This window comes from Halocatena marina, assembly GCF_023276375.1.
Lineage (GTDB): Archaea > Halobacteriota > Halobacteria > Halobacteriales > Haloarculaceae > Halocatena > Halocatena marina.
Genome location: NZ_JALLPK010000001.1, coordinates 405,845 through 430,250, shown reverse-complemented (window position 1 = coordinate 430,250; position 24,406 = coordinate 405,845). Strand labels below are relative to the sequence as shown.

Genomic DNA, 24,406 nt, shown 5'->3' with positions numbered 1-24,406 from the left:
CGCTTGGGCAGTTGGGACGTGTATGGAGGTGCACGAGGGTACGGTTACGATCGAGGTTCCCGAGCAGCCTGAGTCGGGAGTTGGGGATGTCGTCTTCTATAATCCTCGACAGGAGATGAATCGAGACATTACGGTCGCTGTCTTACGTACGTGGCAGGATCGGACGGGTGATGAATCGTATCTCGATGCGAACGCCGCAAGCGGTATTCGGGGAGTTCGCGCGGCTGCCGAAGGATGGAACGTGACGTGCTGTGATTACGATACGGACGCAGTCGAGCACTGTCGAACCAACTTCACGCGCAACGATCTCGATGGACGAATCGTCCACCGTGACGCGAACGCGTACATGCACGAAAACAAGGGAGTCGACGTGGTCGATCTCGATCCGTTCGGGACGCCCATTCCATTTGCCGACGCCGCGTTCCAGTGTGCTCGCTCTCTCGTCTGTGTCACGGCAACCGACACCGCGCCGCTGTGTGGTGCTCACTTTCAAAGCGGGGTTCGTTCGTACAGCGCCGTTCCACGGAACACGGACTTTCACGCGGAGATGGGACTCCGCATCCTTCTCTCAGCGCTCGCTCGGACTGCTGCCCGGTACGATGTTGGCGTCACGCCTGTGCTGAGTCACGTAACGCGCCACTACGTGCGAACGTATCTCGCAACCAGTCACCGAGCGACGGATGCGAACGCAACCATGGACGAACTCGGATACGTCGATCACTGCGAAGCGTGTCTCTATCGAACGACGACAGAAGGTTTGATCGCCAATCCGCACGACGTCTGTCCGAACTGCGAGAGTACTCGAATCAACACCGCTGGTCCATTGTGGCTCGGGCCGACCCACGAGGTGGACTTCGTGACCGACGTTCGTGAACGCATAACAGAAGAACTGGGAACCGCCACCCGATCACGTCGGTTACTCGACACCATCGCAGATGAAATCGACAGACCAACACATTACGACCAACACCGGCTCTCAAAGCAATGGGGTATTTCTGCAATCTCGATGGATGAATTCCTCGAGGCGTTGACTGAATCGGGGTACGAGGCGTCCCGAACCCACTATGGAGGGACGACGTTCAAGACCAACGCTGACGTCGAAGCGATGAGACGCATAACGACATAAACCAACCGTAGCTGGCGTGTACTATCTGTTCTGATGACTTCTTCCCCCGATTTATATGTGATCGACGGACAAACCGAGAGAGCGTGAATGCCAGCGTGCAGCGGATTATCAGCGTTATACAAACGGTCATTGATGGCATCCGGTCAGAACAAGTGACATTTATCGCTGCGAGTCTTTCCTACTACGCGTTCATCTCACTCATTCCTCTGTTGTTGCTCACCATCGTCGTCGGATCCGTCGTCGGCGGGGAGATGTTTTCGACTGCTGTCTCAGAGCCAGTGACGAACGCCGTTGGAGGGCAAGCGGGCGAACTCGTTCAAAATGCACTGGACAATCAATCGGGCCAAAGTGGTGCGACTGTCGTCAGTATACTTGTTCTCCTCTGGAGCGGACTGAAGCTCTTTCGCGGCCTCGATGTTGCTTTCTCGACCGTTTATGGAGAACCACCCTCGGATGGGATCGTCGGTCAGTTGCGCAATGGTCTTTTGACACTCATGGCGGTCGGTATCGGTATCGCACTCACCGTCGCTATCGGAACGATCATCGCCTTTCCGGGGGTCGATTTCGTCGTCGGGACCGTCGACGTCATCGGGACAATCGGGACAATCGCCCAGCTGTGTGGACTTACCCTCACTCTCCTTCCCCTGTATTATGTCCTCCCAGGAGAATCGATCTCAGTCCGAGAGGCGTTCCCTGGTGCAGCTTTTACAGCAATCGGCTGGACCGCACTCCAGACAGCGTTTCGAATCTACGCTGCCTACGCGGGTAGCTACGACGCGTATGGGGCGATCGGTGGGGTCCTGTTACTCGTGACGTTTCTCTATTTCGGGGCTCTTATCCTCCTCGTGGGTGTTGTACTGAATGCAGCACTCACCGGACGCCTCGACGAAGACGACCCCGACGAATCTGATGCGGAAACGACTACAGTAGGGCCACCAATTCCGAAACTATCTATGCCAGACGACGAGCCATTTGACGTTGAATCGGACGATGATCTCGAAGCGGAGGTTCGCAGACTGCGAGAACAGCTTCGGGAGTTCGAAGAAGACATCGACGACCGAACCGTCCACCGAGACGAACTCGAAAGTGACCTCAAACGATACGTGCGCCGGCGCGCACGGCGCGGCAAAGCCCGCGGCTGGGGACCGTATCTCGTCCTCCTCTACGGGACGGCAATGACTATTGGAGCTTTTTTCTATCTCGCGGGACTGTGGGCAATCCTCGCGATGATCATTATCTGGCTCTCAACACTGGGTCTCTACGTCTTCATGATCGTGGTCGGCGTCGGATTCAATCTCCTTGGAATTCCTGCCCGCCTTCGTAACCGTATCGAATCAATCCGTTCGTAGGCCGTATTCGTGTTCATATTCGTGTTCGTGTCCCTGTTTACGTTTGTAAACGATCACAATACGGAAATATCGCGGGACGAAGCACGAAGCGATAAAACGTGCGAGAGTACGTGATTAAGAGTTAGAACGTTTCCAGGTATTTCTCGAGTTCCCACTCCGAAACCGCCACCCGATATTCGTCGAATTCAGCACGCTTTGCCTCGATGAATTTCTCTGCGACGTGCTTACCGAGCGCATCGAGGATCACATCGTCATCTTCGAGAGCATCGATTGCTGCACCAAGGTTTGGTGGCAGAACATCGATATTGTACTCTTCGCGCGTCGATTCGTCGAATTCGTAGATATTCTCTCGGACTGGATCGGGTGCATCGAGACCACGCTCGATTCCGTCGAGTCCTGCATGGAGCATGACTGCAAGCGCGAGATACGGATTGCACGAGGGATCCGGTGAGCGGAGTTCGACCCGCGAAGCGGCTGGCGTCCGTGCAGCAGGTTTGCGGATGAGCGCAGTCCGATTCACATCACTCCATGCGACGTAGACAGGAGCCTCATATCCCGGCACGAGTCGCTTGTATGAGTTCACTGTTGGATTACAAACCGCAGTGATGGCGGGTGCGTGCTCCAGAACGCCTGCGAGGAACTGCTTTGCTGTCTCCGAGAGATTGAACTCATCGTCTTCGTCGTGGAAGACGTTCTCTCCGTCTTCGGTGAACAGTGAAAGGTGCGTGTGCATCCCGCTGCCGTTGATGCCCGCGATGGGCTTTGGCATGAACGTCGAGTGCAGATCGTGTTCGGCGGCGATCGCGCGCACTACTGCCCGGAATGTAGCGATGTTATCAGCCGTGGTGAGACCGTCGTCGTACTTGAAATCGATCTCGTGTTGCCCTTCTGCGACCTCGTGGTGGCTCGCCTCCACCTCAAAGCCCATCTTTTCGAGCCCGTAGATGATGTCTCGACGCACATCGCTTGCCAGATCTTTCGGCGCGAGATCAAAGTATCCACCCGCGTCGTGAGTGATGGTCGTCGCCCGGCCGTCTTCCTCTTCGAAGAGGAAAAACTCCGGCTCAGGTCCCGCGTTGAGGGTGTATCCCATATCTCCTGCCCGCTTCAGTGCACGCTTGAGCACGTGACGTGGGTCACCTTTGAAGTCCGCGCCGGATGCATCCGTTACATCTGCGATCAGTCTGGCGCTCGCGGTACCGTCGTCGCGGGTCTTCCACGGCAACAGCGCGAACGTGTTCGGATCTGGTCTGAGCCGCATGTCGCTCTCCTGAATCCGCACAAATCCCTCGATAGACGATCCATCGAAGTAGATACCCTCGGTGAACGCCTTCTCTGCCTGACTTGCTGGTATAGAGACGTTCTTTACTGTTCCGAGAATGTCTGTGAATTGGATACGGAGAAAATCGACATTGTGTTCCTCGATTTCATCGAGGACGGTCTGTGCCTTGGGATCAAGTCCCCCATCAGAGGCAATATTTTCGTTTCCCATCGTTCTTTGACGTTCTACTCATCTATCCTCACGGTTAAAACCATACTGGTTCCTGCAAGACCGACTTCTCTGGACGAATAACTGGATATTCGTAAAATTATAGTGTCTCGATCGAGTGGGGGGATATAATGACGTATGAAAACTTGGACGAGAAATTGGTGAATGCGCTTCTCGAAGATGGTCGAGCAAGTCTCAGAAATCTTGCAGAGGAGCTCGGTGTCTCCGTTACAACGGTCTCAAACCATTTGAGCGACCTCGATGAGGAGGGCGTTATCGAGGGATACACCCCAAAAGTTGATTACGATGCACTCGGCTATGACGTGACGGCAGTCATCCAACTCAAAGTCGAAGGGAGCGCCATCACCGATGTCGCCGATACGCTCCGTGATGTGAAACAGATGGTGTCCGTCTACGAGGTCACAGGTGATCACGATATTATCGCCATCGCAAAGTTCAAAGACACGGACGGAATGAACGCACAGATCAAACAACTGCTAACTGACGTGAATGTCAAAGAGACAAATACGAGTGTCGTGTTGAACACGGTCTCTGAACACGAACAGTTCTCACTCGATATAGAAGAGTAGTTTCCTTCTTCATCGCCGCGGTACGCTTCAGTTGATAGGGTAATCGGTGTCACAAACATATCGATAGCATTTATGTTTCTTCGTGTGACTGTGCAACAGTGACCGATCGTTCTGCACTTGTCTACCGATTTTTTCTCTATCGTGCACTCGTCGCAGAAGGATTTGTCTATCCAATTATCACGATATACGCACTCGCACAGGGGCTTACGTTTGCCGCTGTCGGACTTGCGACCGGAGTATTCTTTCTTGGGATACTCATCGGTGAGATCCCAACGGGCTATCTCGGGGATCGGATTGGTCGGCGTAACAGCCTCATACTCGGAGCGGTGTTGCTCTCGATCACGCACATTGGCTTTGCATTCGCTGAGACGCTCGTCGCGTTCGTCGGACTCTATGCGTTCTGGGGGATAGCCGCGACGTTTCGCTCTGGAAGCGCCGATGCGTGGCTGTACGATATCCTCTCAGACATTGAGACAGACGCTGAAGAGAAAGCGTCTCGTGACCGCATGAGTGAGGCGTACACGCATATCCGTGGCCGGGCGACTGGTGCGTTCTACGTTTCTGCAGCCACGACTGCACTGGTTGGCGGGTTGCTGTATGAGATCCAGCCGTCGCTCCCGTTTCTCGCGGCCGCTGTCACGACTGCGCTCGCTGCGCTTGTCGTTGCAACGCTTCCCGAACCGTCTGTAACACAGGAGCGTGATAGTTTTTCGCCCGCGAAGGCGCGCAAAGCGCTCCAAGTAATCGTTACGGACCGTCGGATTGGAACGTTCGTGTTGCTATCAGCACTCATCCTCGCGGTTCCAGAGACGATTGAGATATTCGTCCAACCGGTGATGCTAGCGATGGGAATCCGTCCAGCGACGCTTGGACCGCTGTATACAGGGCTTATGATCGCAGCGGCGATCGGTTCGTCCCAAGCAGGGCGGATCAGACGGTGGTTCGGGACAGAGCGGTGGTATACGATTGTTCCAGTCGCCCTCGCCGGTGTGTTGTTGCTCGCTACACAGATTCCGATCGTTGCGGTACCTGCGTTCTTTCTCGCCCGAGGAGTCAATATGGCGACAGATACGCTGGGGAATGCGTTCATCAACGATCAAATCGCATCACACGGGCGGGCCACGGCGCTCAGTGGCGTTTCGATGGTGTACGCGCTCGTTTTCTTTCTTGCACGCGCAAGTGGTGGCGCAGTAGCGAGCATCACCTCACCGCTTACAGCTCTCGCCACGTTCGGGTGTCTCGCTGTCATCGTGCTTTTTTGCGTTCTGACGGTTTCAAATCCGTTCACCGAGCACGAAAGCACGGACGATACTATTCCAAGCAGATTGTGAAGGAGACAGCTTCGTACCACTGTTGAAACGCATTCAGACCAATTTTTAATCGTTGATTCTGGATAGAGACGGTCTCGATCGTGGACACGGGTGTTGATTCCTAATCGCTCGTGAGCGCTCGAAGTGCGATAGCAACAGAAGATCAGCCCACAGAGCCAACCTATAAAACGACTAACTGCTCACTCCTGCTACAGCACTCATTCTCGTATGAGGACTCCCAAAGCAAACAGCACTGCGAACAACCCGTTATCGGTCGCTACTGTGGGCTTGTATCCGTTTCGTATCTCAAAGAAAATGATTCGTGAACTGTGACGGTGCGAATCGAAGTGGCGTATGGTGGTGAGTAGGCTATTGACCGACGCTTACATCGCGCCGCCCATACCGCCCATGCCGCCCATGCCGCCCATGCCGCCCATGCCGCCAGCACCGGGACCGCCAGCAGGTGCATCGTCATCGTCGTCGTCGCTGCCGCCACCCTTGAGGTCACCAGCAGCGATGACATCGTCGATGCGGAGGATCATGACAGCGGCCTCCGTTGCGCTCTCGACAGCCTGCGTCTTCACGCGTAGCGGTTCGACGACGCCGTCAGACTCCATGTTGACGACTTCGCCGGTGTATGCGTCCAGTCCGTCGGACTTTTCGCCGCCGTCGTGGCGACTGCGAAGGTCGACGAGTACGTCGATCGAGTCGTGACCCGCGTTCTCTGCGAGGGTGCGGGGGATGACGTCGATGGCGTCTGCGAACGCTTCGACTGCGAGCTGCTCGCGGCCTCCGACGCTGTCAGCGTAGTCTCGGAGTCCGAGAGCAAGTTCCGTTTCGGGGGCACCGCCACCGGGGAGAACTTTCCCATCGGCGAGCGTAACGCGGACGACACCGAGCGAGTCTTCGATAGCGCGCTCGACCTCGTCAACGACGTGTTCGGTACCGCCGCGCAGAATGAGCGTGACGGACTTTGCCTCATCGACATCCTCGACGAAGATGCGGTTGTCACCGCCGATGTCCTTCTCGGCGACGCTTCCAGCGAATCCGAGATCGTCCTCGGTGACGTCGTCGATGTTCGAGACAATGCGGCCACCGGTTGCGCGTGCGAGCCGCTTCATGTCGGACTTCTTCGCTCGGCGGACGGCGATGATGCCTTCCTGAGCGAGGTAGTGCTGGGCCATGTCGTCGATGCCTTTCTGACAGAAGACGACATCGGCACCGACATCTTCGAGCGTCTCGACCATCTCACGAAGCTGTGCTTCCTCTTGGTCGAGGAACTGCTGGAGCTGGTCTGGGTCAGTGACGTTGACCTCAGCGTCGATCTCGGTCTCTTGAACCTCGATCGCGGTGTCGATGAGTGCGACGTCAGCGTCCTCGCTGAAGTACGGCATGTTGTCGTGGACGCGCTCTTTGTCGATGATGACGCCCTCGATGAGTTCGGACTCATCGATAGAACCGCCAACGACCTTCTCGACTTTCACGTTGTCCGTATCGATCCCGTCCTCGTCGCTGACCGAGCGCACGGAGTCGACGACGAGTTCAGAGAGGAGATCTCTCGCCGACTCGGCACCTTTGCCGGTCATTGCGGTGGCGGCGATCTGTTCGAGAATCTCCGTGTCGTCCTCGGAGACGTCGATGGCCATGTCCTCGAGGATCTCCTTTGCCTTCGTGGCTGCCTGACGGTATCCTTGCGCCAGAATTGTAGCGTGGATATCCTGTTCGAGCAGATCCTCGGCCTTTGCGAGGAGTTCGCCTGCAATGACGACTGCTGTCGTCGTACCGTCGCCGACCTCGTCCTCTTGGGTCTGGGCGACCTCGACGATCATGTTTGCGGCAGGGTGCTCGATATCCATCTCATCCAGAATGGTGACACCGTCGTTCGTGACAACGACGTTGCCCGTCGAATCGACGAGCATTTTGTCCATCCCTTTCGGACCGAGCGTCGTGCGTACGGATTCGGCGACCGCCTTTCCGGCGGTGACGTTCATCGACTGTGCGTCGCGTCCCGAGGTGCGCTGGCTTTCCTCGGACAGAACGATGAGGGGCTGATTACCCATCTGCTGAGCCATAATCGGTCGATGATTGAATGTGCTTCTACATAAAAGTACCGCACTGTCACGAGAAACCACCTCACATAACCGTCCCGTATCGCGTGACAACGAGTGTCAAATGTGTTTTTATATATCGTTTATTCAGTCTTATCCCGGTAAACATACTCCGAGTACGAATCGTCTCCGATAGTCGTTTCGGCGACCTCAATCCGCTTGAAACCTGCGGAACGATAAAAATCATTTCCGGGCTCGTTCGCAGCAAGTACCATTGCCTCGACCCATTCGAGATTGTGTTCTTTGAGCACGGCACGGGTCGCTTCGAGCAGTTTGGAGCCAACGCCCCGGTTCCGATGATTCGGATCGACGTAGAGACGGAGGACCGTTCCAGTCACAGTTTCTTCATCACCCCATACGCTGTGTGAAAAGCCGATAATACCGCTTTCATCAGCTTCAGCCACCTGTATGCGTGCGTCGTCACGCTCGATGTCTGTCCGCAGTTTTTCTTCGTTGTACCACTCCATTGCGGTCTCGCGCGCTGTTTCACGCGTCAGAACGTCGTAGTTACGCTCCCACGAGCGCTCAGCGATCGTCTGAATCCGTGGAATGTCTGCCACAGTTGCCGATCGAAGATTCATGTTATGTAATAGCATGCCAATGAAGTTAACCATTAGTGAATATGAACATTCAGTTCGCCACGTGTGGATCACCAAACTGACTAGATATGACTTCGATCGGTGGTCCAAATCGGGAAGCGGCGGAATCAGGAACCAGTAGGCAGCCATCAAGAGCGAGCCGACACCGCCAGCGAACATGACTAATCGACTCCCGATCCATTCTCCAGCAACGCCACCGAGCAACAGACCGGATGGAACAGCGAGACTTGTTGCGCTGGCAACGGTTGACCACACTCGTCCGAGACGGTCGTCGGAAACGCTCGTTTGAAAGATTGTGACGACTGAAACGTTGTATACGCCCCCGGGAATTCGAGACGCAGTGAACAACACAACCGTAGCAATAGGTCCAGCAACAAGCACAGCCCCAATCCACAGCAGACCAGAGAATGCTATCCCGACGATAGTGATCCAACCAAATGGGAATCGGTCGGCGACGGGAGCGCCGACGGAACCGATGATATGCCCAGCGGTAAGTCCAGCGAGCAGTAATCAATACACCTCCGAACCACCCGTAGTGTTGGCGAATGCGGGAAGAGCCGCCAGTGTGACGCCCGCCAGAAAGTTTGCAAACCGGCTGGCGATGAGCATCTGTCCAGCAGTCGAACTGGTTAGCACATCAATCCCGCTTCGGAGATCCGAAACGTATCCAGTGAGATCGAGCGCACGCTCTTCGATGCCCGATCGCGGTGGGACAGAGAGTGAAGTGAAAACGAGCGCAGAGAGTGCAAACGTCGCGGCGTCGATGAGATAGAGTGTGACGCTTCCGACGAGAGCGATGAGCGCCCCGGCGACGCCACGCGCTATCGCACCGAATGTTTTCGTGACGACCGAGAACGCCGAATTTGCCCCGATAAGATCATCATCAGAGACGACCAGTGGGAGGGTTGCGTTCTGTGCTGGCAGCGCGGGAAGACCGCCAAGCGAGAGCAACACCATCACAGCCAACACGACAGACACGGTCAAATGTCCGAATACAGCGGCGATGGGGACCGCGAGGACGAGAACACCTTGTGTGATTTCGACGAGAGTTAGCACACGACCGAGACGAGCGCGAGCGCGCCCGCGAGTCCTGTGTACATCGTCGACCCAGTGAGATCGTACACTAACCACATCGCTGCAACGCTGTACAGCCCGTCTCCGAGGATGCTAACAGCCCTCCCAACGAGCAGCCGTCGAAACTGACGGGTCCGGAAACTAGCGAGCCATCGATGGAGAGACTGGCGTACTTCCTTTATCTTCGATGACACCACTTGCAAGATTCATCCAAACGAACGCGGAGCATACTGACGCTGATGGAAACATCTCATATCAAAACTCGGTGAAGAGCTATTCTGTGATAATACTGAAAATTCAGGAGAGGACTGATAGAGATGGCTCGGGTAGGGGTGATTCATGGCTGGTCGTAACGAGGATCTGACCGATGCCCTCGCGGTGCTCGGCAACGAGATCTGGATGTCGATCCTTCGAGAGCTTGCGGATGCCGATGGAGTGCTCTCGTTTACGGAGCTCAGAGAGCGAGTTGATATTCGTGACTCTGGAAAGTTCAACGATCATCTGAAAAAGCTCTGTGAATATTTCGTTCGTGAAGCAGATGGCGGTTACGAGTTGGGACACGCTGGAACGCGCATTATCGCTGTCGGGTACGAGGATTCAGAGATAGCGACCGATGAGCGCTGTCTGTGTGGGGAGGATGAGTGCGGGAAGCTCTTTCACGTTCATTTGACGCCGTGGAGTACGTGATGTGCGCTCTACTGTAAACTCAATCACTTGACGGAGAGCGTTCCCTCGGGCGTAATCGTTTTGCTCGTCAGCACCGAGAGAGATTTTTCGATGATGTAATCCGGTGTTTCGATCTCGATAAGAGAGTCACCAGTAACGTCGTAAAACGGGAGTCGAAGACTGTAGAGTCCCTTCGATTCGATTGTCGTTGCTTCTCGTTGGCCAGACGGTCGATGGTATGCCCACGCTGTTTTACCCGCATACTGTGGCGCTGTCTGCCCGTTAATGACCTGTACATTCGGTTGCTGGGTGGCCTCTGAGCCCACAACCGGATATTTCCGTTTCATCCACGCGAGAAATCCGTCATCGAGGGCAAAAACGTTCTTGTACCCTTGATTGATGAGGTTTGCAGCACGAAGTGAGGAGAGATGGTGTGGACAGGCGCAGTAGGTAATAATTCGGTCTGACTTCGGCCAGTTCTCGACAGGATCGTTCTGCGTTTGTCCTTTCGGAGCTGGACTCAACACCGCTCCTTTGATGTGTGCTTTCTCGTATCCGGTTTCCCCGCGTGCGTCGGCGAATCGTGCCTCGCGCCGAACGTACCAGTCGTGTGCAACGTCGATCGGAACAAGCGGCACCGATGTCCCACGGGTCGGTCGTGTCGGGAACGAGCTCACGTCGACCGACTTCGTTTTCGTACCATTCGTCTTTTCCGTCCCATTCTTGGACTGAGGGGCGTATCCGTCGCTTTGTTCTGAGTCGCTCGACGTGTCCTTACCACCAAGACAGCCACTGATACCGAGCACAAGCGACGCTCCAGTCATCTGAAGAAGGTGTCGACGAGTGGGCGATCGACCGTTCATCGTGCTGGGATAACGCGCCAAAGAGTATTACGCTATTGATCGAAGCAGTCTATCCGATCGCTTCGAACGGCTCTTTACATTCATGGCAAAAATGCATCGAGCGACAGAGCGATGGACCCTTTGGGTGTTCGCGTTCTGTCTTCGTCCCGTCGCAGTAGGGACAGCGCACACCCTCGCTCGTTCCATCTGTGTCGACGCTCGGGTCGAGTGCGGCATCCGAACTGGTATCAAATCGGCGTCTCATCAGATGCTCACCCCGAATTCGCGGAGATCGTTCTTTCCCGCATCTGTGACGAACTCGACCGACCATTCGGGGCTCCAGACGAGCCGAACGTCGCTTTCTTCGATTCCATCAACGCTCGTGGCTGCCTTTCGCACATCCGAGAGAAGCATCTTCCGCGCTGGACAGCCGGTGTACGTGAGCGTCATCTCGACCGTCGCATAGTCGTCATCGATGTCGACCCCATAAATCAATCCTAGATCGACGACACTAATGGGCATCTCCGGATCCTCGACTTCGAAGAGCGCGTTCCAAACGTCCCGTTCGAGACCACTCGCGTTCTCGCCGGTGTTCGGAAGCTCGGCGACGCTCTTGCCGCGATCGTACTCTGTGTACGCACAGTACTCGGGCTCGTCGCTTTCGTGATCGGGCATCATGGTTTGGTCAATCCTCGGGTGTACATGGTGTCAGTGCGATTGGGATCGGTCCCGTATCGACTGTGGCGTTCCTCATTCGATTCGTGAACAGTCAGAGGTCCGTTCGCGTTCGTCGGGGGCGTCTGTGGTACGGCCGCGTCTGAACCGGACTGGGAGATCATTCGGCATCATCCGGATCACTCATAATACGGTGGGTTCCGGTCCGTCCTAACTCGCGGTACGTACGGGTTAAGTCGTCGTGTAGCGCTGACCAGTGCTCCGTATGATCGCTGTTGCGACCGTATTGATCGGGGAGCGTGCTGGCGTCAGTCTCAGTCGGGGGGACAGGTATTTCCACACCGAGTGATTCGAGGAACGGCACGGTGATACCGAGCCACTGTTCTCGCAGATCTGCGAGCGATTCGGTTCGGATACCGAGATCGACGATGTCTCGTTCGCTGTCGGCATCGAGTGGCTCGAACAGCGCAAGCGCGTACGGGAATAGCCGATCGACTGCGCTCTGAACCTGCTCGCGGCCGTCAGTGTCGTCACACAGTCGCTCCAGCCAGTTTTGGGCGTGCTCGCGGTGATACGACTCCTCGCCGAGCACTTTCCCAATCCGGTCTGCGATTCGTGGATACGACGTTCCTTCGAGCGCTTCCAATCGGAGTTGTTCGGCAACATCGTAGAGATACCCCCGGACAATGGCGTCTGCCCAGTCACCCTCCGCGAACGGGAGTTCAACGAACGCCGCGTGCGTGAAGTCCGACGGGTCGCGTTCGAAGAGCAGTTCCGATTCTGTGTATCCGAAATCCTGCAAGAGATCGTACCACAATCGCGCGTGCCCGAGTTCGTCCTGTGCAATGTTCGAGAGCGCAAGATCCGACTCCAGCGTGGGAGAGAGCACTTGCCACTCGATGTATCGCTCCGCGATCACGAACTCTTCGTCCGCCAGCGGAAAGAGGAGTGCCTCGACAGCCGCCTGCTCTCGGTCGGTCAAGTCCTCGGGACCAGAGAGCATCGCGCTTGCCATCAGCTCTCACCTCGCTCTGCTTCGCGCTGTTCGCGGTCGGACTCGGCGATTTCGGCCGCGAAATCGACATCGACGTTGTACGCCGACACCCACCGGTATGACTTATCGGTCGTTCCGCCGAATTCGGCCTCCTCGGCATCAACTTCTCCGATCTCCTCTTTCGGGACGACCCAGAGGCTGTTGGTTGGTTTTCGACGTCCGTGTTGCACCTGTGCGAACAGGAGTGCCATCTCGCGGTCGGGCGCGTGGACGTTTCCACAATGGGTGTGGTACTTCCCTGGAGCTTCCTGTCTAAAGACTTCCCAAATCATGATTAGTCGGCCGCCTGCGGCGTTTGTGTTGAGTCGTGGCTTTCGAGCGATGCTCGTGCCCACTCGACAGCCGACTGTGCGTCTGCCCGTGAGCCGATCTGTTCTTTGCTCCCGTCGTACTCATTTTTCGCGACCTGCCAGAACTCGTCCCAATCGAGGTCATCCTCAACGACCTCGTAGCGTCCATCCTCGTAGCGGATTCGTGGCTCATCCGGGATAGAGAGTCCGTATTTCTCGGCTTTCGGGAGATACGCATTGAGGAACGCCTGCCGGAGTTCGTCGTTGCTCATCGTTTTCAGGCCGACGCTGGCTGCGAAATCGTGGTGTGTGCTCTGATCGTTCGTCGGACCGAAGAACTGCAGAATTCGCGGCCACCACTCATCAAACGCCTCCTGTACCAACTCCTGTTCGCGGCGAGTCCCCGTAGCGAGTTCACGTAGGATGTCTTCGCCGTGTTTGATGTGAAAGCCCTCTTCGAAACAGATCTTGTCCATCGCGTGTGCGTACGGTTCCCAACTCGTCCGCTTGATCGTCGCTTGTCGACGCATCGCTGCCCCATCGACGAAGAAGGCGATCATCGGCGTCTCCCACCACTTTGTCATCGGGTAGTGAAAGCAGTTCAGGAATTTCCCCTCTCCTGCAGCCAGTTCATCGAGCATCTGTTCGCGTGTCTTGATGCCGAGGGACTCCGCTGCTCTGTACAGGAGCTGCCCGTGTCCGATCTCATCTTGCACCTTCGCGGAGAACGCGAGCTTTCGGTCGAGACTCGGAGCTTGCCGGATGAACGGTTTTTCTAAGTATGCGCCCATGATCTCAGAATTCGCGTGAAACTGAATCATCCGGGTGGCAGCCTTACGATACTCCTCGGGCATATCGTCCTGCGGACTGAACGTGCGTGGTCCCGCCCGCTCTTTGGCCTCCGCTGTATTCATTACGACCGAATATTTGTAACGGATTAACATACGGGTTGTCCCGCACATGAACGTGTTTTATATATCCATATCGACTACAGAGTCCATGATTTCGGAGTGTCTCATCGTCGAGTTCGCGGTGACTGGTGACGACTGCCCGCTGGCTGAGGCAACTCGAACAGTAGAGACGACGATCGACGCACAACCGCCACAGCTACGCTCCGATGGAAATGCACTCCTGCAGTTCAGCGCACCCGACGAGCGACTTGCTCAGGTCTTCGACAGTGACGAACGGATCCGGTATCTCCACCGCGCTCGGCTCGACGAACGAGCGAACTACCGCTGTCTCTCGAAGCATCCGTGTGTCGTCCACGAACTCGTGAGTGTTGGACTCCTCGTCGAATCGCTCAGCTACCGTGACGGTAATGCGACCGTTACCGGCGCAGTCGTCGGACACGACGTGCTCGACGGAGTGATGAGTCGCGCTGGCGAGACCGTTGGCGTAACGCTCCGGCGTGTGTATCCACTTGGCGAAGAGGAGCAGGGAACGGTCGCTCAGGGGTGGGACCTCACGCCAAAACAGGAGGAGGCTCTGCGTGTTGCTATCGATTTGGGGTATTTCGAGATTCCACGCATGGCAGACGCCGCTACTGTGGCAAGCGAACTCAATCTCAGTAAATCCGCGTTTCTCGAACGACTCAGACGAGCCGAGCGAGCGGTGATTCCACAACTGTTCTCGTGATGCAGCGCACAGAATCATTCAACGTATCCGATTTCCACGCGTCGTTACTCAGTCGTTTACGCTTAGCAATCGGATCTCGAATTCGACTGGTTCGCCCGCCAGTTCGTGGTTGAAGTCGATTTCGACGGTATCGGCGGTCACATCAGTGATCCAACCGGTACACGCATCGTCGATTCCGTCGGTAAGGTCGCTTCCGACGAGGTCTCCCTCCGTGGCTGTCGTCTCGCTCTGTGCCTCAAGATCGGCACGCGGTACCTCGACGATGCGATCCTCGTGGTGAGTCCCGAACGCCTCTTCGGGATCGAGCCGAACGGTCTTCGTTTCTCCCTCGTTCATCGTCTGGACAGCTGCTTCGATTTCCGGAAATGTTGATTCGTCACCAATCTGAATTTCGAGCGGCGCGTAGTCACGGTTGTTGTGATATATTCCTTCTTCGAGCGCAACATCGACATCGCTCGTATCGAACACTGCACCAGCATCGTCGCCCGCCAGTCGACCGACGAAGTGGATGACTGCAACGGCTCCCTCTTCGATCATTGTCGTACCGATCTCATCCGTTCCCCTTAACGGTTCTCTGAACGCCCTTCATCAGTACCGTGATAGAGGAGAGCCGAGCGAAGACTCACTGGCGATCGGATCGTGGCCATCGCCGGGATACCGACGAAGGTGTCACTAATAAATAACTTAGAGATCTCTGGTGAAGCTGAAAATTGAAGAAACCGTCTCAGGACTGCGTCGTTGCCGAAGGTCCCGAGCATGACTGCGACGACGGCCGATTGTATATATTCCTTCGTGTTGTGCAGCTAGCCGTATGGGTAGTACAGCGTATGATTACAGTGGTGAAACGGTCATTGTAACGGGAGGGAGTTCGGGGATCGGACGAGAGATTGCGCTTCGGTTTGCCGAAGCTGGCGCAACGGTGTTGAACGCCGATGTTCGTGAAGATCCTAAGAATACGAACGAAACTGAACCGACCCACGAGCTGATCGAGGCAGCAGGAGGAACAGCAACGTACGTCGAAACAGATGTGACTGAGCCAGCACAGATTGCGTCACTCATCGGGGAAGCTCGTGAGTACGGTGGCGTCGATGTAATGATCAACAACGCAGGGCTCTACATCGGAAAATCCCTGTGTGAGGTGAGCCCCGAGGAGTTCGACCGGATCCACGCGGTGAACGTTCGGGGTGTATTCTTCGGCTGTCAGGCCGCAGCAAACGACATGATCGAGCGCGATCACTCCGGGGTCATCCTGAACACGGCCTCGATCAGTTCCACACATGCACAGTTCGATCAGGTGCAGTACGACTCGACGAAAGGAGCGATTCGGATGGTCACTCGCGGCGCGGCACTCGAACTCGCAGAACACGGTATTCGAGTTAATGGTGTTGCGCCCGGACAGATCGCAACGGAGTTTCTCGAAGGATGGACGGAAACAGCACAACGAGAAGCACAGGAGGAGAAATTCCTCAAGCCAGTTCCGTTGCGTCGGGCCGGACGTCCAGCAGACGTGGCCGGTGCGTATCTGTATCTCGCAAGTGACGATGCGAGCTACGTGACCGGTGAGCTGCTCCACGTCGACGGTGGCTGGCAGATCTGTTGATACCGATGGACGGTCAGTCGCGTAGCTATTATTAGATAGTTCTGTTCACTTTCTCGACGTGCCGTTTCCCAAGAGCGATGGTGTCGTAGTCTTCGGTTCCGACTTCCAGCGTCGCAGTCCCTGACCAGCTGGCAGCAGCGAGACCGTCGAACACAGTCGTAAAATCGATGCGACCCATTCCAACGGGGAGGTGCTCGTCTCCTGTGCGAGTGTCGACGAGATGGAGGTGATCGATCCGGTCAGCGTGGTCCCGACAGAACTCAGCCATGCCGGATTCGTCCATCCCAGCAAGCAGCGCGTGACTAGTGTCGAAAGTCATCGATGCATCGGGATAGCGCTCTAACAGTTCCGGGAACGTGGTCACGTCGTAGTAGCTGGAGACGATGTTTTCGAGACACGGTGTCAGTCCGTGTTCGTGGGCCGCGGGCACGAGTTCGTCGAGACTTCGGTGGACGAACTCACGACACTCCGCTTCGGACCAGCCGAGATCCCAAGCATCAGAAGAAGGATGGAACACGACGTTCTCCGCGTCGAGCGTGGCTGCAAGCTCCATTCCGGCGATGAGTTCATCGACGACACCCTCTCTGACAGGAGTGAACGGCGATCCAGGATCGACAGCGAACGGAAGATGGACGATGAGATCCACTCCTGTGTCTGTGAGCGTCGTTCGCATCGACTCGCGTCGATCGGCGATGCGTTCGCGGGCGTACGGGCCATCGAGTAGCACCTCGACGAAATCGAACCCTTCGCTCGCGGCCCACTCGACGGTCTCGTCAAACGGCATCCCGAGACCAACAGTGAAGCCGAGGTCGAGATCGGTGCACCGTTCGCTCTCTGTCTTCGTCATAGAGCATACAACCGGAACGCCACAGATCATAGAAATTCCGGTCCGAACACGAATAGCCCCGTTGTTCCGCGATACCCGCTCGACCTGCAACCGACCTCCGGCACGACCATCCCGAGACGATCAGATTGATTCGTGTTTCGACTGGGCGTTTTTTCTTCTCACTCCTCGCCAGCCACGAGAGTGATTTCACCAGCTTCGTACTCTTCGATGAACGCACCGGGACCACCGACGCTGACCAGTCCGTCGTCGGTTTCGACGACGAGCGCGTTCTCGACAGGGAACGAGTTCGTTGCGGGTTGAGTGAGGCTCTGTCGGATCTCAACGATCGGTCCCGTTATGTCGTGATAGTCGTCGTTCGAGTCAGTCGATCGGGCTTGAATCTGTGCCACGAGTGGCTGACCAGCCCGGCGGTGAAGCTCCGCGTGGAGCACAGCCTGCCGGAATCCGTCGTAGCGATGTGGAAGCGACGCCGATTCGGTCACGCACACTTCATCCGCCATCGGCCAGTAGTTACCGAGGAAGGATCCAACGAAAACGGGGACGAGCTGTTGTTGAGCCACGACGATGGCCTGTTTTCCCGTGTTCGCTCTCATGAGCATCTCATTTGGTGCAACGATTCCCTGCTGGCGGTCGATCGTGAGCAACACTGGTGCGAGTTCTTCCCAGACACGAACCGCACTCGCAATATCGTCAAACTGATCGATCTGTCCGTCCTCGAGATCTTCGCGGGTCACGAGCAACAGAACGAGCACACCACGATCAACCGTTGCCCGTAGCTCGTCTTCGATTTTCGGGAGCAACGACACCGGAACGGACAGCGTCACCTCTTCTGTGGCTCTCGAAAGCAATTGTTGAATACGTTTTAACACTGTCACACGAGATTTAACGACCTCGAACTGCTGTGTCGGCTGTGTCGTCCGATTGAATCGAGATTCGAGTCCTGGCTGCATTGCTTGCAACTCCTCGGTCAGCCGTGCGATGACCTCCTCTGGCGGGTTTGCCCGGATGGTCGTCGGAACGATATGGTCGTTGACTTCAACGAATCCGCGTTCTTCGAGCGTCTCAGAGATGCTGTAAACGTACCGCTTTGAGACACCCGCATTCTCCGCGATAGTCGCTGCCTTCGCCTCTCCGTGCGCAAGAATCGTAAAATAAGTGTCAATTTCCTTTTCGGAAAATCCGAACTGTCGCAGCCGACGGGTGATCTCAGACTCATCCATGCTGCTGTGGTACGCTGTGTGTACTGAAATGCGTTACAATCGCCCGACTGAAAACAGTCGTGTTCTATGGTGACAAACTCACAATTGCTGGTTTGAAAAATCTCAACGTATATCAGCCGAATACCTCGATGCATCGACGGTCATATTCACTACGAGTGAATGATCACACACATGGAAAATAGTGACATTCCTGTCGTCGACGCGTGGATGCAGCATCCGACAGAGGAGTTTCACAATCACGAAATGTTCGCCTCGCTCCGTCGTTGGCAGGGCGATGAAACTGTTCCAGAAATTCCGTTAGAATGGACAATTCAGGCCTACGAAAACGCTGGGGTCGACACGGCCCTCATTTCCGCGTGGTGGGGGCCGGAAGGTCCGCTATTGAGCAACGACTACGTTGCGGACATCGTTAGCGAACGACCCGAACTGTTCACAGGTATCGGTTCGGTTCCACTCAATAACCCGATGGAAGCCATCGAAGAAGTCCGCCGGTGTGTACAGGAGTTGGGATTCGTCGGGATACGGAATATCCCTTGGTTGTGGGAACTACCACCAGACGATCGTCGGTACTACCCCGTGTATGCAGAGTGCGTCGAGCAGGAAGTCCCATTCTGCTTGCAGGTTGGCCACACTGGTCCGTTGAAACCATCGGAGATGGGCCGACCGATCCCGTATCTGGATACCGTGGCGCGTGAATTCCCGGACCTCACGATCGTTGCAGGTCACATCGGCCACCCGTGGACGGCTGAGATGATGGCGCTCGCGACGAAGTACGAGAACGTGTACATCGATACCTCAGCGTACAAACCGAAACGCTATCCTGACGAGTTCGTCGAGTTCCTGCGGACGTACGGTCGAGAGAACGTTCTGTTTGGAACAAATTATCCTATGATTCAACCCGGAGACTGCCTCAACAGCCTCGATACACTCGACCTCGATGAGGAGACGAAAGAGCTGTTCCTGTACAAAAACGCAGAGCGAGCGTTCGACATTTCTGTTGTCTGAGAAATACGCGTATTTGACCAGTTACATGGTGGAGTATCTGCACTGATTATTTGGATTGCAAAACAGCAGGCATCAGAATTCGAAGATGGGAGAGGAGAGTGAGACGTTTTGGGATGTGTTGTCTGTTATTCCCAGTGAGGATGCTGCTGTTGGAGTAGCTCGACGATGAGCGGGCGGTCGTGGGTAGCTGGTGGAACTGTCGCGTGCCACTCGACAGCACTGATATTTTCATCCGAGAGACCGGGATCGTCGGTGAGAACCGTTGTCTCCAGCAGCGCATCGAACATTGCAAAGTAGAACACGAACGTCTCTTCGTTGGCTGCGTTGACGAACGTCTGCTCAGCGATTGCTGCAAGCCCGTCCAACTGCACCGTCAGTCCCGTTTCTTCGCGTACTTCGCGGATGGCTCCCTCTTCAGGGGATTCGTCGAATTCGAGCATCCCACCGGGGGCGTACCAACGACTGTCTTGACGGACGAGAAGCACGCTCCCCTCGTTCACGATCAGCGCACCGACACCCCAGCCACGTTGTGCGCGAGCGCGTACAGATTCGAACGATTCCGCGTCGAGTTCGTGTGTCCCCTCGTGCCACACAACATCCTCGTACCGAGCACGAAACGCCGCCGGTTCCGGATTCGGGGACTGAGCAGATGACACTTCCTCAAAAGCAGCGTTGAAATCCGAGGAAAAGGTGGAGTCAGAGTCTAAATCTGAATTTGGATGATTCATTGTGGTTCCGTTGTGTCTACTTCGATTCTGGTGTGCAGCTCAACACACCATACGTACGTCATGTTGTGTTTTTCGGCCGGAGTGCGTCGATTCACGAAGAGTCGAGAATCTGACATTCTGCAACGTACAGCAACGTCGTCCCTTGTGCCGCCAGCAACGTGCACGAACGTCGCTTGCGGCGTTAACAGCGAGATTAATCCACAGCAGATAGACGAGCAGATCATCAGTATATCGCGTCGATCACGCCTGAGAGCGGCCCAGATACAGCCGTGCTCGTTCTTATTCGTACAGTGGATAGTCAGCACAGAGCGCCTGCACGTCCTCTGCGACTTCACCTTTCACGTCAGGATCGTCCGTGTGTTCGACGATACGGGCGATACAGTCTGCAACCTCCTTCATTGCCGCTTCATCGAAGCCTCGAGTGGTGAGGGCTGGTGTGCCAGCACGAATACCGCTGGCGACGAACGGTGAGCGAGTCTCGCCGGGTACGGTGTTCGCGTTCAGGACAATTCCCACGTCTTCGAGCGCGCGCTCTACGTCCTTTCCGGTCGTGTCTGGATGCGATTTCCGAAGATCCACGAGCACAAGGTGTGTGTCCGTCCCACCCGAGACAAGACTAAGACCGTGTTCGGAGAGACGTTCCCCAAGAACACTCGCATTCCGAACGGTTTGTGTGGCGTATTCCTCGAATTCCGGCTGGAGCGCTTCTCCGAATCCGACCGCCTTCCCAGCAATATTGTGCATCAGCGGACCACCCTGCATACCCGGGATGATGGCGCTATCGATAGCATCAGCGTATTCTGCATCAGACATGATGATGCCGCCCCGTCCCGCGCGGATTGTCTTGTGCGTCGACCCGGTGACGAAGTCGGCGATTCCAACCGGAGACGGATGCTCACCAGCTGCCACAAGTCCCGTAATATGCGCGATGTCCGCCATATGATACGCACCGACCTCGTCGGCTAGCTCCTGAATGCGGGTCCAGTCGACTTGACGCGGGTACGCTGAGTAGCCCGAGACGATGATGTCGGGTTCGACGTCGCGTGCCTGATCGGCGAGAGCATCGTAATCGACGTAGCCCGTCTCCGGGTCGACTTCGTACCGCGCGACGTCGTACATCTGTCCTGCGAAGTTCTTCGGGTGGCCATGGCTGAGATGGCCACCGTGCGTGAGATCAAGCGAGAGTATCGTATCGCCCGGATCGAGCACCGCGAGGTAGACGCCCATATTCGCCTGCGATCCACTGTGAGGCTGGACGTTGACGTACTCTGCACCCCAGAGCTCTTTTGCGCGATCGATTGCAAGCTGCTCTACTTCATCGACAACCTCACATCCGCCGTAGTAGCGCTCGCCGGGATATCCTTCGGCGTATTTGTTCGTGAGAGCACTCCCCTGTGCTTCGAGAACAGCGGGGCTAGCGTGGTTTTCACTCGCGATCATTGCGAGCGTCTCCCGTTGGCGGTCGACCTCTCTGGAGAGCATGTTGGCGACTTCCGGATCAGTCTCTCCGACGTGATCGTACTCCATGTCATTTCTCCAGTGCGCTTGCACTATAATCTACTCGTCTGTGGCCAGACTTCCGGAGTCGATACCTATTTGTTGCTCTAACAATACCAGTTACTGGTATGAGCCGGGGCGTCGTGGGTGATGGGCAGACCGTTGATCAGCCGCTGGGACCAGCGACGTTTACGGTCTCTGAGACCCCCGAAGGCGTTGCGACAGCCATCTCGGTTTTGTCCGCGGGGATGTCGACGACCGGCCCCGAGCGATCACACCCAGATTACCGAACACATCCACCATTGGTCGAGATCGGAGACGAGACGTATATCCCGCCGCGAGTGCGCGAGATGGTTCCCCAAACGGATATCATCATCGACGTTCCAGCGAACTACGACGAATTGTTCGTCATCGCGCCGCTCGCGTACTACCTTGGTGCGTCTGTTCGGATTGGAAGCGGTACGGCACGGTTGAGTGCGCCGGGAGTACATAAATCATTCGGTTCTCTCTCAGAAATCCAATTTGAAGCAGCCGCTCTCCTTCGCCGAGTGTTTTTCCTCGATTGTCTCGTTCGAGACGTCCCTGACGAGGAACCACCGTATCAGCGCATCATACTCGATAAGATCGGTCTCAATCCAGAATCAATACGGGCAGCGACACCAGGCGAGCGGCTCGCAGCGTATATGGGTGTCAAACAGGCGTCGATCATGTCGGAGCTGCCAACGTGGCATCTCTCGACGTACGTTTCACCGTCCTCCGATATGATCCCCAGTCTTCCGTACTTGCTTGATGATCTCAGTCTGATCTACCCACCGAGTGCACGACCGATCGATGAGAAGGAACTACTCTCGGAAGCGCTCGATGACTTCTATCGCGGATCAGTTGCAAACATCGAGATGGTCGCCCCCGATCTTCAGCCGGGAGACCTCCACGCGTGGCTCGCTAACGGTACCCCAACAGGTGCGTACGTCCCATCGGTTGCAGCGTTCCGGAACCGTCTCGCAACGCCCGCTCCGGAGGCGCCTCTCGATATCACCGTTGTTCTCAACGACGATGGGATGAACGACGAACTCGAAAAGGTTGCTCGGTTCTACAACGAGTCTGATCGAACGACCACAATGCATCGGTCGCTGTCTGTAGACGAACTCGCACAAGTCTTCGAATCGCGTCAGGATTTCGTCCACTACATTGGCCACTGTGAGACAGGTGGCTTACAGTGTCCCGACGGAGAACTCGACATCGAGAGCCTTTCTTCGGTCGGTGCGCGGACGTTTTTCCTCAACGCGTGTGGTTCGTACTACCAAGGTCAGGCACTCATCGAGCGTGGTAGCGTCGCTGGTGCCGTCACACTCCGAGAGGTGTTCAACAAGCCGGCAAGCAACGTCGGGACGACGTTTGCTCGGCTGTTCATCAACGGGTTCGGTATCGAACGTGCGATGCAGCTCGCTCGACGGCAGATTATGATGAGTACGGATTACACTGTCGTCGGCGATGGAACATACACGCTCACCGATGACAAGGCTGCCATTGCCCGACTGAACAAGAACGGCACGACGTACAGACTCAGTTACACCGTTGATCCGGACCGATATCCAGGCGGTAGCTACTGTGCCCCGTTCGAACTGTGGACTCGACTCAGTGGTACCTCTGCGACAACGGAACTCGACCGGGCAGACGTCCCTCGAGTCCTCGATGGACTCTCCTGTCCGGTCATCTTCGACGAAGATCTTTGCTGGTCAGATGAGCTTGCAGCAGAGTTTTTGTCAACCGAGTACGAGTAGTTTCAGGATATCTGTTCTATTCGGTTTTTGGATAACGCAGATATTAAATAGGATGAGGGTATAAATATTCATTACCGATGCGTTCGAACATACTAGAATCAGGTGTCGAAGGTCTCCTGAATTCAGTCCTTGGAGAGGCTACTGGAGAACTGTACTTGGTCAACCCGTCACGCGAAATTCTTGAAGTGACAATCCCGGCAATAGAAGCAACCGATGATGTTTCGGTGCGCTTGCTCGCTGGTGAGCGCGTCCTGAAGGACGTGCTCGACGATTTCATCGTCGGCAGCACGGCTGCGGACCTCATCGATGAGGACCGTCTTGCGCTGCGGACGTTCGACGGCCCGACGAACACACTCATCGTCTCCGATGAGGCTGTTACGGCTGTCGTCTCCGCGGGCGGGAAGGTCGCTGGACTCGTCACTGACGATTCAGAGTTCGTGGCGGCTGCACGCGATCAGTACGAGAACGAGTGGGAGGTCTCTGAGTCGTTCAAGCTCCGGACGCCACCGATTTCGCGCGTCCGTACGACGCTGTCCGACGAGATCGGAACCGATGTCGCAGACGACTTCGATGGCGTTCTTACGTCTCTCGAAACTGCGCGCGGCAACGGCGATGGTCTCGACGAAGTCACCATCAGTCTGCTCGTTGCAGCGAAGAACGAGGAGCTGCTGTACGATATCAGCAAGTGGGGCGAGGATGTCGGCATCGCCAGCAAAGCAACATTCTCCCGTACGAAAACCCGTCTCGAAGAGATGGGTCTCGTAGACACGGAGAAAGTTCCGATCGATGTTGGTCGACCACGCCTGCGCCTCGTGCTCGGTGACGAGCGTCTTCAGGGCACCGGCTCTGACGATCTGGCAAACGCCGCACAGAGCCTGCTCGCCTCCTGAAACAAGGAGATCATCGACGCGATTCGGTCTA

26 protein-coding genes are annotated in these 24,406 nt (G+C 56.0%); 10 read left to right on the top strand and 16 right to left on the bottom strand.

What is annotated here, in order from left to right:
- The first annotated feature begins 22 nt into the window (after window positions 1-22).
- Window positions 23-1,126, top strand: a complete 1,104-nt coding sequence (locus MW898_RS02140; protein ID WP_248904144.1) for a tRNA (guanine(26)-N(2))-dimethyltransferase — start codon at window positions 23-25, stop codon at window positions 1,124-1,126.
- A gap of 83 nt (window positions 1,127-1,209) precedes the next feature.
- Window positions 1,210-2,475, top strand: coding sequence for a YihY/virulence factor BrkB family protein (locus MW898_RS02135; RefSeq protein WP_248904142.1), 1,266 nt, complete (start codon window positions 1,210-1,212; stop codon window positions 2,473-2,475).
- 121 nt (window positions 2,476-2,596) lie between these two features.
- Here MW898_RS02135 and MW898_RS02130 read toward each other — a convergent pair whose 3' ends face one another.
- Window positions 2,597-3,967: a glutamine synthetase family protein gene (locus MW898_RS02130; RefSeq protein ID WP_248904140.1), complete on the bottom strand. Its 1,371-nt coding sequence runs from the start codon at window positions 3,965-3,967 to the stop codon at window positions 2,597-2,599.
- Between the two features lie 128 nt (window positions 3,968-4,095).
- Here MW898_RS02130 and lrp point away from each other — a divergent pair, with 128 nt between their 5' ends.
- Window positions 4,096-4,554 carry an HTH-type transcriptional regulator Lrp gene (gene lrp, locus MW898_RS02125; protein WP_248904138.1) on the top strand — a complete coding sequence of 153 codons (459 nt, stop codon included), beginning with the start codon at window positions 4,096-4,098 and terminating at the stop codon, window positions 4,552-4,554.
- Between the two features lie 98 nt (window positions 4,555-4,652).
- A complete protein-coding gene (locus MW898_RS02120; protein WP_248904137.1) occupies window positions 4,653-5,885 on the top strand; it encodes an MFS transporter in 1,233 nt (410 codons plus the stop codon).
- A 362-nt stretch (window positions 5,886-6,247) separates the two neighbouring features.
- On the opposite strand, the gene thsA is transcribed toward MW898_RS02120, so the two are convergent.
- From thsA to MW898_RS02100, 4 genes are all read right to left on the bottom strand, one after another.
- Window positions 6,248-7,924, bottom strand: coding sequence for a thermosome subunit alpha (thsA, locus tag MW898_RS02115; protein ID WP_248904127.1), 1,677 nt, complete (start codon window positions 7,922-7,924; stop codon window positions 6,248-6,250).
- Window positions 7,925-8,055: 131 nt separating this feature from the next.
- On the bottom strand, window positions 8,056-9,048 hold the full coding sequence (locus tag MW898_RS25935; RefSeq protein WP_368409159.1) for a GNAT family N-acetyltransferase: 993 nt from the start codon (window positions 9,046-9,048) through the stop codon (window positions 8,056-8,058).
- Between the two features lie 33 nt (window positions 9,049-9,081).
- Window positions 9,082-9,627 (bottom strand): MFS transporter, encoded by a 546-nt coding sequence (locus MW898_RS02105; protein ID WP_248904123.1) that lies wholly within the window; start codon window positions 9,625-9,627, stop codon window positions 9,082-9,084.
- Window positions 9,621-9,842, bottom strand: coding sequence for a hypothetical protein (locus MW898_RS02100; RefSeq protein WP_248904121.1), 222 nt, complete (start codon window positions 9,840-9,842; stop codon window positions 9,621-9,623). The genes MW898_RS02105 and MW898_RS02100 overlap by 7 nt, the downstream gene beginning before the upstream one ends.
- Window positions 9,843-9,984: 142 nt before the next feature.
- On the opposite strand from MW898_RS02100, the gene MW898_RS02095 reads away from it, so the two are divergent.
- Complete coding sequence (locus MW898_RS02095; protein ID WP_248904118.1) at window positions 9,985-10,332, top strand: DUF7347 domain-containing protein; 348 nt, start codon at window positions 9,985-9,987, stop codon at window positions 10,330-10,332.
- 23 nt (window positions 10,333-10,355) lie between these two features.
- Here the strand turns inward: MW898_RS02095 and MW898_RS02090 are convergent, their stop codons facing one another.
- From MW898_RS02090 to paaA, 6 genes are all read right to left on the bottom strand, one after another.
- Window positions 10,356-11,174 (bottom strand): rhodanese-like domain-containing protein, encoded by an 819-nt coding sequence (locus MW898_RS02090; protein ID WP_248904116.1) that lies wholly within the window; start codon window positions 11,172-11,174, stop codon window positions 10,356-10,358.
- A gap of 49 nt (window positions 11,175-11,223) precedes the next feature.
- Window positions 11,224-11,418, bottom strand: coding sequence for a 1,2-phenylacetyl-CoA epoxidase subunit PaaE (gene paaE, locus MW898_RS02085; RefSeq protein WP_248904114.1), 195 nt, complete (start codon window positions 11,416-11,418; stop codon window positions 11,224-11,226).
- The gene (gene paaD, locus MW898_RS02080) at window positions 11,418-11,828 is read right to left on the bottom strand and encodes a 1,2-phenylacetyl-CoA epoxidase subunit PaaD (RefSeq protein ID WP_373689873.1); all 411 of its coding nucleotides are present in this window, start codon (window positions 11,826-11,828) and stop codon (window positions 11,418-11,420) included. Before paaD ends, paaE begins: the two co-directional genes overlap by 1 nt.
- 160 nt (window positions 11,829-11,988) lie before the next feature.
- Window positions 11,989-12,843, bottom strand: a complete 855-nt coding sequence (gene paaC, locus MW898_RS02075; RefSeq protein WP_248904110.1) for a 1,2-phenylacetyl-CoA epoxidase subunit PaaC — start codon at window positions 12,841-12,843, stop codon at window positions 11,989-11,991.
- Window positions 12,843-13,154, bottom strand: coding sequence for a 1,2-phenylacetyl-CoA epoxidase subunit PaaB (gene paaB / locus MW898_RS02070; protein WP_248904108.1), 312 nt, complete (start codon window positions 13,152-13,154; stop codon window positions 12,843-12,845). The genes paaC and paaB overlap by 1 nt, the downstream gene beginning before the upstream one ends.
- A gap of 2 nt (window positions 13,155-13,156) precedes the next feature.
- A complete protein-coding gene (paaA, locus tag MW898_RS02065) occupies window positions 13,157-14,086 on the bottom strand; it encodes a 1,2-phenylacetyl-CoA epoxidase subunit PaaA (RefSeq protein ID WP_248904106.1) in 930 nt (309 codons plus the stop codon).
- 85 nt (window positions 14,087-14,171) lie between these two features.
- Here paaA and MW898_RS02060 point away from each other — a divergent pair, with 85 nt between their 5' ends.
- On the top strand, window positions 14,172-14,807 hold the full coding sequence (locus MW898_RS02060; protein WP_248904105.1) for a helix-turn-helix domain-containing protein: 636 nt from the start codon (window positions 14,172-14,174) through the stop codon (window positions 14,805-14,807).
- A gap of 48 nt (window positions 14,808-14,855) precedes the next feature.
- On the opposite strand, the gene MW898_RS02055 is transcribed toward MW898_RS02060, so the two are convergent.
- Window positions 14,856-15,344 carry an FKBP-type peptidyl-prolyl cis-trans isomerase gene (locus tag MW898_RS02055; protein WP_248904104.1) on the bottom strand — a complete coding sequence of 163 codons (489 nt, stop codon included), beginning with the start codon at window positions 15,342-15,344 and terminating at the stop codon, window positions 14,856-14,858.
- Window positions 15,345-15,618: 274 nt separating this feature from the next.
- Here MW898_RS02055 and MW898_RS02050 point away from each other — a divergent pair, with 274 nt between their 5' ends.
- A complete protein-coding gene (locus MW898_RS02050) occupies window positions 15,619-16,407 on the top strand; it encodes an SDR family NAD(P)-dependent oxidoreductase (protein ID WP_248904103.1) in 789 nt (262 codons plus the stop codon).
- Window positions 16,408-16,438: 31 nt separating this feature from the next.
- Here MW898_RS02050 and MW898_RS02045 read toward each other — a convergent pair whose 3' ends face one another.
- Both MW898_RS02045 and MW898_RS02040 read right to left on the bottom strand, forming a co-directional pair.
- Window positions 16,439-17,254, bottom strand: a complete 816-nt coding sequence (locus MW898_RS02045; protein WP_248904102.1) for a sugar phosphate isomerase/epimerase family protein — start codon at window positions 17,252-17,254, stop codon at window positions 16,439-16,441.
- 158 nt (window positions 17,255-17,412) lie between these two features.
- Window positions 17,413-18,474, bottom strand: coding sequence for a TrmB family transcriptional regulator (locus tag MW898_RS02040; protein ID WP_248904101.1), 1,062 nt, complete (start codon window positions 18,472-18,474; stop codon window positions 17,413-17,415).
- A 171-nt stretch (window positions 18,475-18,645) separates the two neighbouring features.
- Between MW898_RS02040 and MW898_RS02035 the strand changes: the two genes are divergently transcribed.
- Complete coding sequence (locus MW898_RS02035) at window positions 18,646-19,479, top strand: amidohydrolase family protein (protein WP_248904100.1); 834 nt, start codon at window positions 18,646-18,648, stop codon at window positions 19,477-19,479.
- A 125-nt stretch (window positions 19,480-19,604) separates the two neighbouring features.
- On the opposite strand, the gene MW898_RS02030 is transcribed toward MW898_RS02035, so the two are convergent.
- Together MW898_RS02030 and glyA are read right to left on the bottom strand one after the other, a co-directional pair.
- Window positions 19,605-20,207 carry an NUDIX hydrolase gene (locus MW898_RS02030; protein WP_248904099.1) on the bottom strand — a complete coding sequence of 201 codons (603 nt, stop codon included), beginning with the start codon at window positions 20,205-20,207 and terminating at the stop codon, window positions 19,605-19,607.
- A gap of 279 nt (window positions 20,208-20,486) precedes the next feature.
- A complete protein-coding gene (glyA, locus tag MW898_RS02025) occupies window positions 20,487-21,734 on the bottom strand; it encodes a serine hydroxymethyltransferase (protein WP_248904098.1) in 1,248 nt (415 codons plus the stop codon).
- Window positions 21,735-21,832: 98 nt separating this feature from the next.
- Between glyA and MW898_RS02020 the strand changes: the two genes are divergently transcribed.
- The gene (locus MW898_RS02020; protein WP_248904096.1) at window positions 21,833-23,485 is read left to right on the top strand and encodes a CHAT domain-containing protein; all 1,653 of its coding nucleotides are present in this window, start codon (window positions 21,833-21,835) and stop codon (window positions 23,483-23,485) included.
- 77 nt (window positions 23,486-23,562) lie between these two features.
- Complete coding sequence (gene tbsP, locus MW898_RS02015; protein ID WP_248904094.1) at window positions 23,563-24,375, top strand: transcriptional regulator TbsP; 813 nt, start codon at window positions 23,563-23,565, stop codon at window positions 24,373-24,375.
- Window positions 24,376-24,406: the final 31 nt, after the last annotated feature.

Excerpts from the sequence above, each read along its gene's own strand:
- MW898_RS02030 (WP_248904099.1), bottom strand. The coding sequence starts at position 20,207 with ATGAATCATCCAAATTCAGATTTAGACTCTGACTCCACCTTTTCCTCG.
- lrp (WP_248904138.1), top strand. The coding sequence starts at position 4,096 with ATGACGTATGAAAACTTGGACGAGAAATTGGTGAATGCGCTTCTCGAA.
- paaC (WP_248904110.1), bottom strand. The coding sequence starts at position 12,843 with ATGGCAAGCGCGATGCTCTCTGGTCCCGAGGACTTGACCGACCGAGAG.
- paaB (WP_248904108.1), bottom strand. The coding sequence starts at position 13,154 with ATGATTTGGGAAGTCTTTAGACAGGAAGCTCCAGGGAAGTACCACACC.
- MW898_RS02130 (WP_248904140.1), bottom strand. The coding sequence starts at position 3,967 with ATGGGAAACGAAAATATTGCCTCTGATGGGGGACTTGATCCCAAGGCA.
- paaA (WP_248904106.1), bottom strand. The coding sequence starts at position 14,086 with ATGAATACAGCGGAGGCCAAAGAGCGGGCGGGACCACGCACGTTCAGT.
- MW898_RS02060 (WP_248904105.1), top strand. The coding sequence starts at position 14,172 with ATGATTTCGGAGTGTCTCATCGTCGAGTTCGCGGTGACTGGTGACGAC.
- glyA (WP_248904098.1), bottom strand. The coding sequence starts at position 21,734 with ATGGAGTACGATCACGTCGGAGAGACTGATCCGGAAGTCGCCAACATG.
- MW898_RS02045 (WP_248904102.1), bottom strand. The coding sequence starts at position 17,254 with ATGACGAAGACAGAGAGCGAACGGTGCACCGATCTCGACCTCGGCTTC.
- MW898_RS02035 (WP_248904100.1), top strand. The coding sequence starts at position 18,646 with ATGGAAAATAGTGACATTCCTGTCGTCGACGCGTGGATGCAGCATCCG.
- MW898_RS02050 (WP_248904103.1), top strand. The coding sequence starts at position 15,619 with ATGGGTAGTACAGCGTATGATTACAGTGGTGAAACGGTCATTGTAACG.
- MW898_RS02140 (WP_248904144.1), top strand. The coding sequence starts at position 23 with ATGGAGGTGCACGAGGGTACGGTTACGATCGAGGTTCCCGAGCAGCCT.
- paaE (WP_248904114.1), bottom strand. The coding sequence starts at position 11,418 with ATGAGACGCCGATTTGATACCAGTTCGGATGCCGCACTCGACCCGAGC.
- MW898_RS02095 (WP_248904118.1), top strand. The coding sequence starts at position 9,985 with ATGGCTGGTCGTAACGAGGATCTGACCGATGCCCTCGCGGTGCTCGGC.
- MW898_RS02040 (WP_248904101.1), bottom strand. The coding sequence starts at position 18,474 with ATGGATGAGTCTGAGATCACCCGTCGGCTGCGACAGTTCGGATTTTCC.
- paaD (WP_373689873.1), bottom strand. The coding sequence starts at position 11,828 with ATGCCCGATCACGAAAGCGACGAGCCCGAGTACTGTGCGTACACAGAG.
- MW898_RS02090 (WP_248904116.1), bottom strand. The coding sequence starts at position 11,174 with ATGAACGGTCGATCGCCCACTCGTCGACACCTTCTTCAGATGACTGGA.
- MW898_RS02020 (WP_248904096.1), top strand. The coding sequence starts at position 21,833 with ATGAGCCGGGGCGTCGTGGGTGATGGGCAGACCGTTGATCAGCCGCTG.
- tbsP (WP_248904094.1), top strand. The coding sequence starts at position 23,563 with ATGCGTTCGAACATACTAGAATCAGGTGTCGAAGGTCTCCTGAATTCA.
- thsA (WP_248904127.1), bottom strand. The coding sequence starts at position 7,924 with ATGGGTAATCAGCCCCTCATCGTTCTGTCCGAGGAAAGCCAGCGCACC.
- MW898_RS02055 (WP_248904104.1), bottom strand. The coding sequence starts at position 15,344 with ATGATCGAAGAGGGAGCCGTTGCAGTCATCCACTTCGTCGGTCGACTG.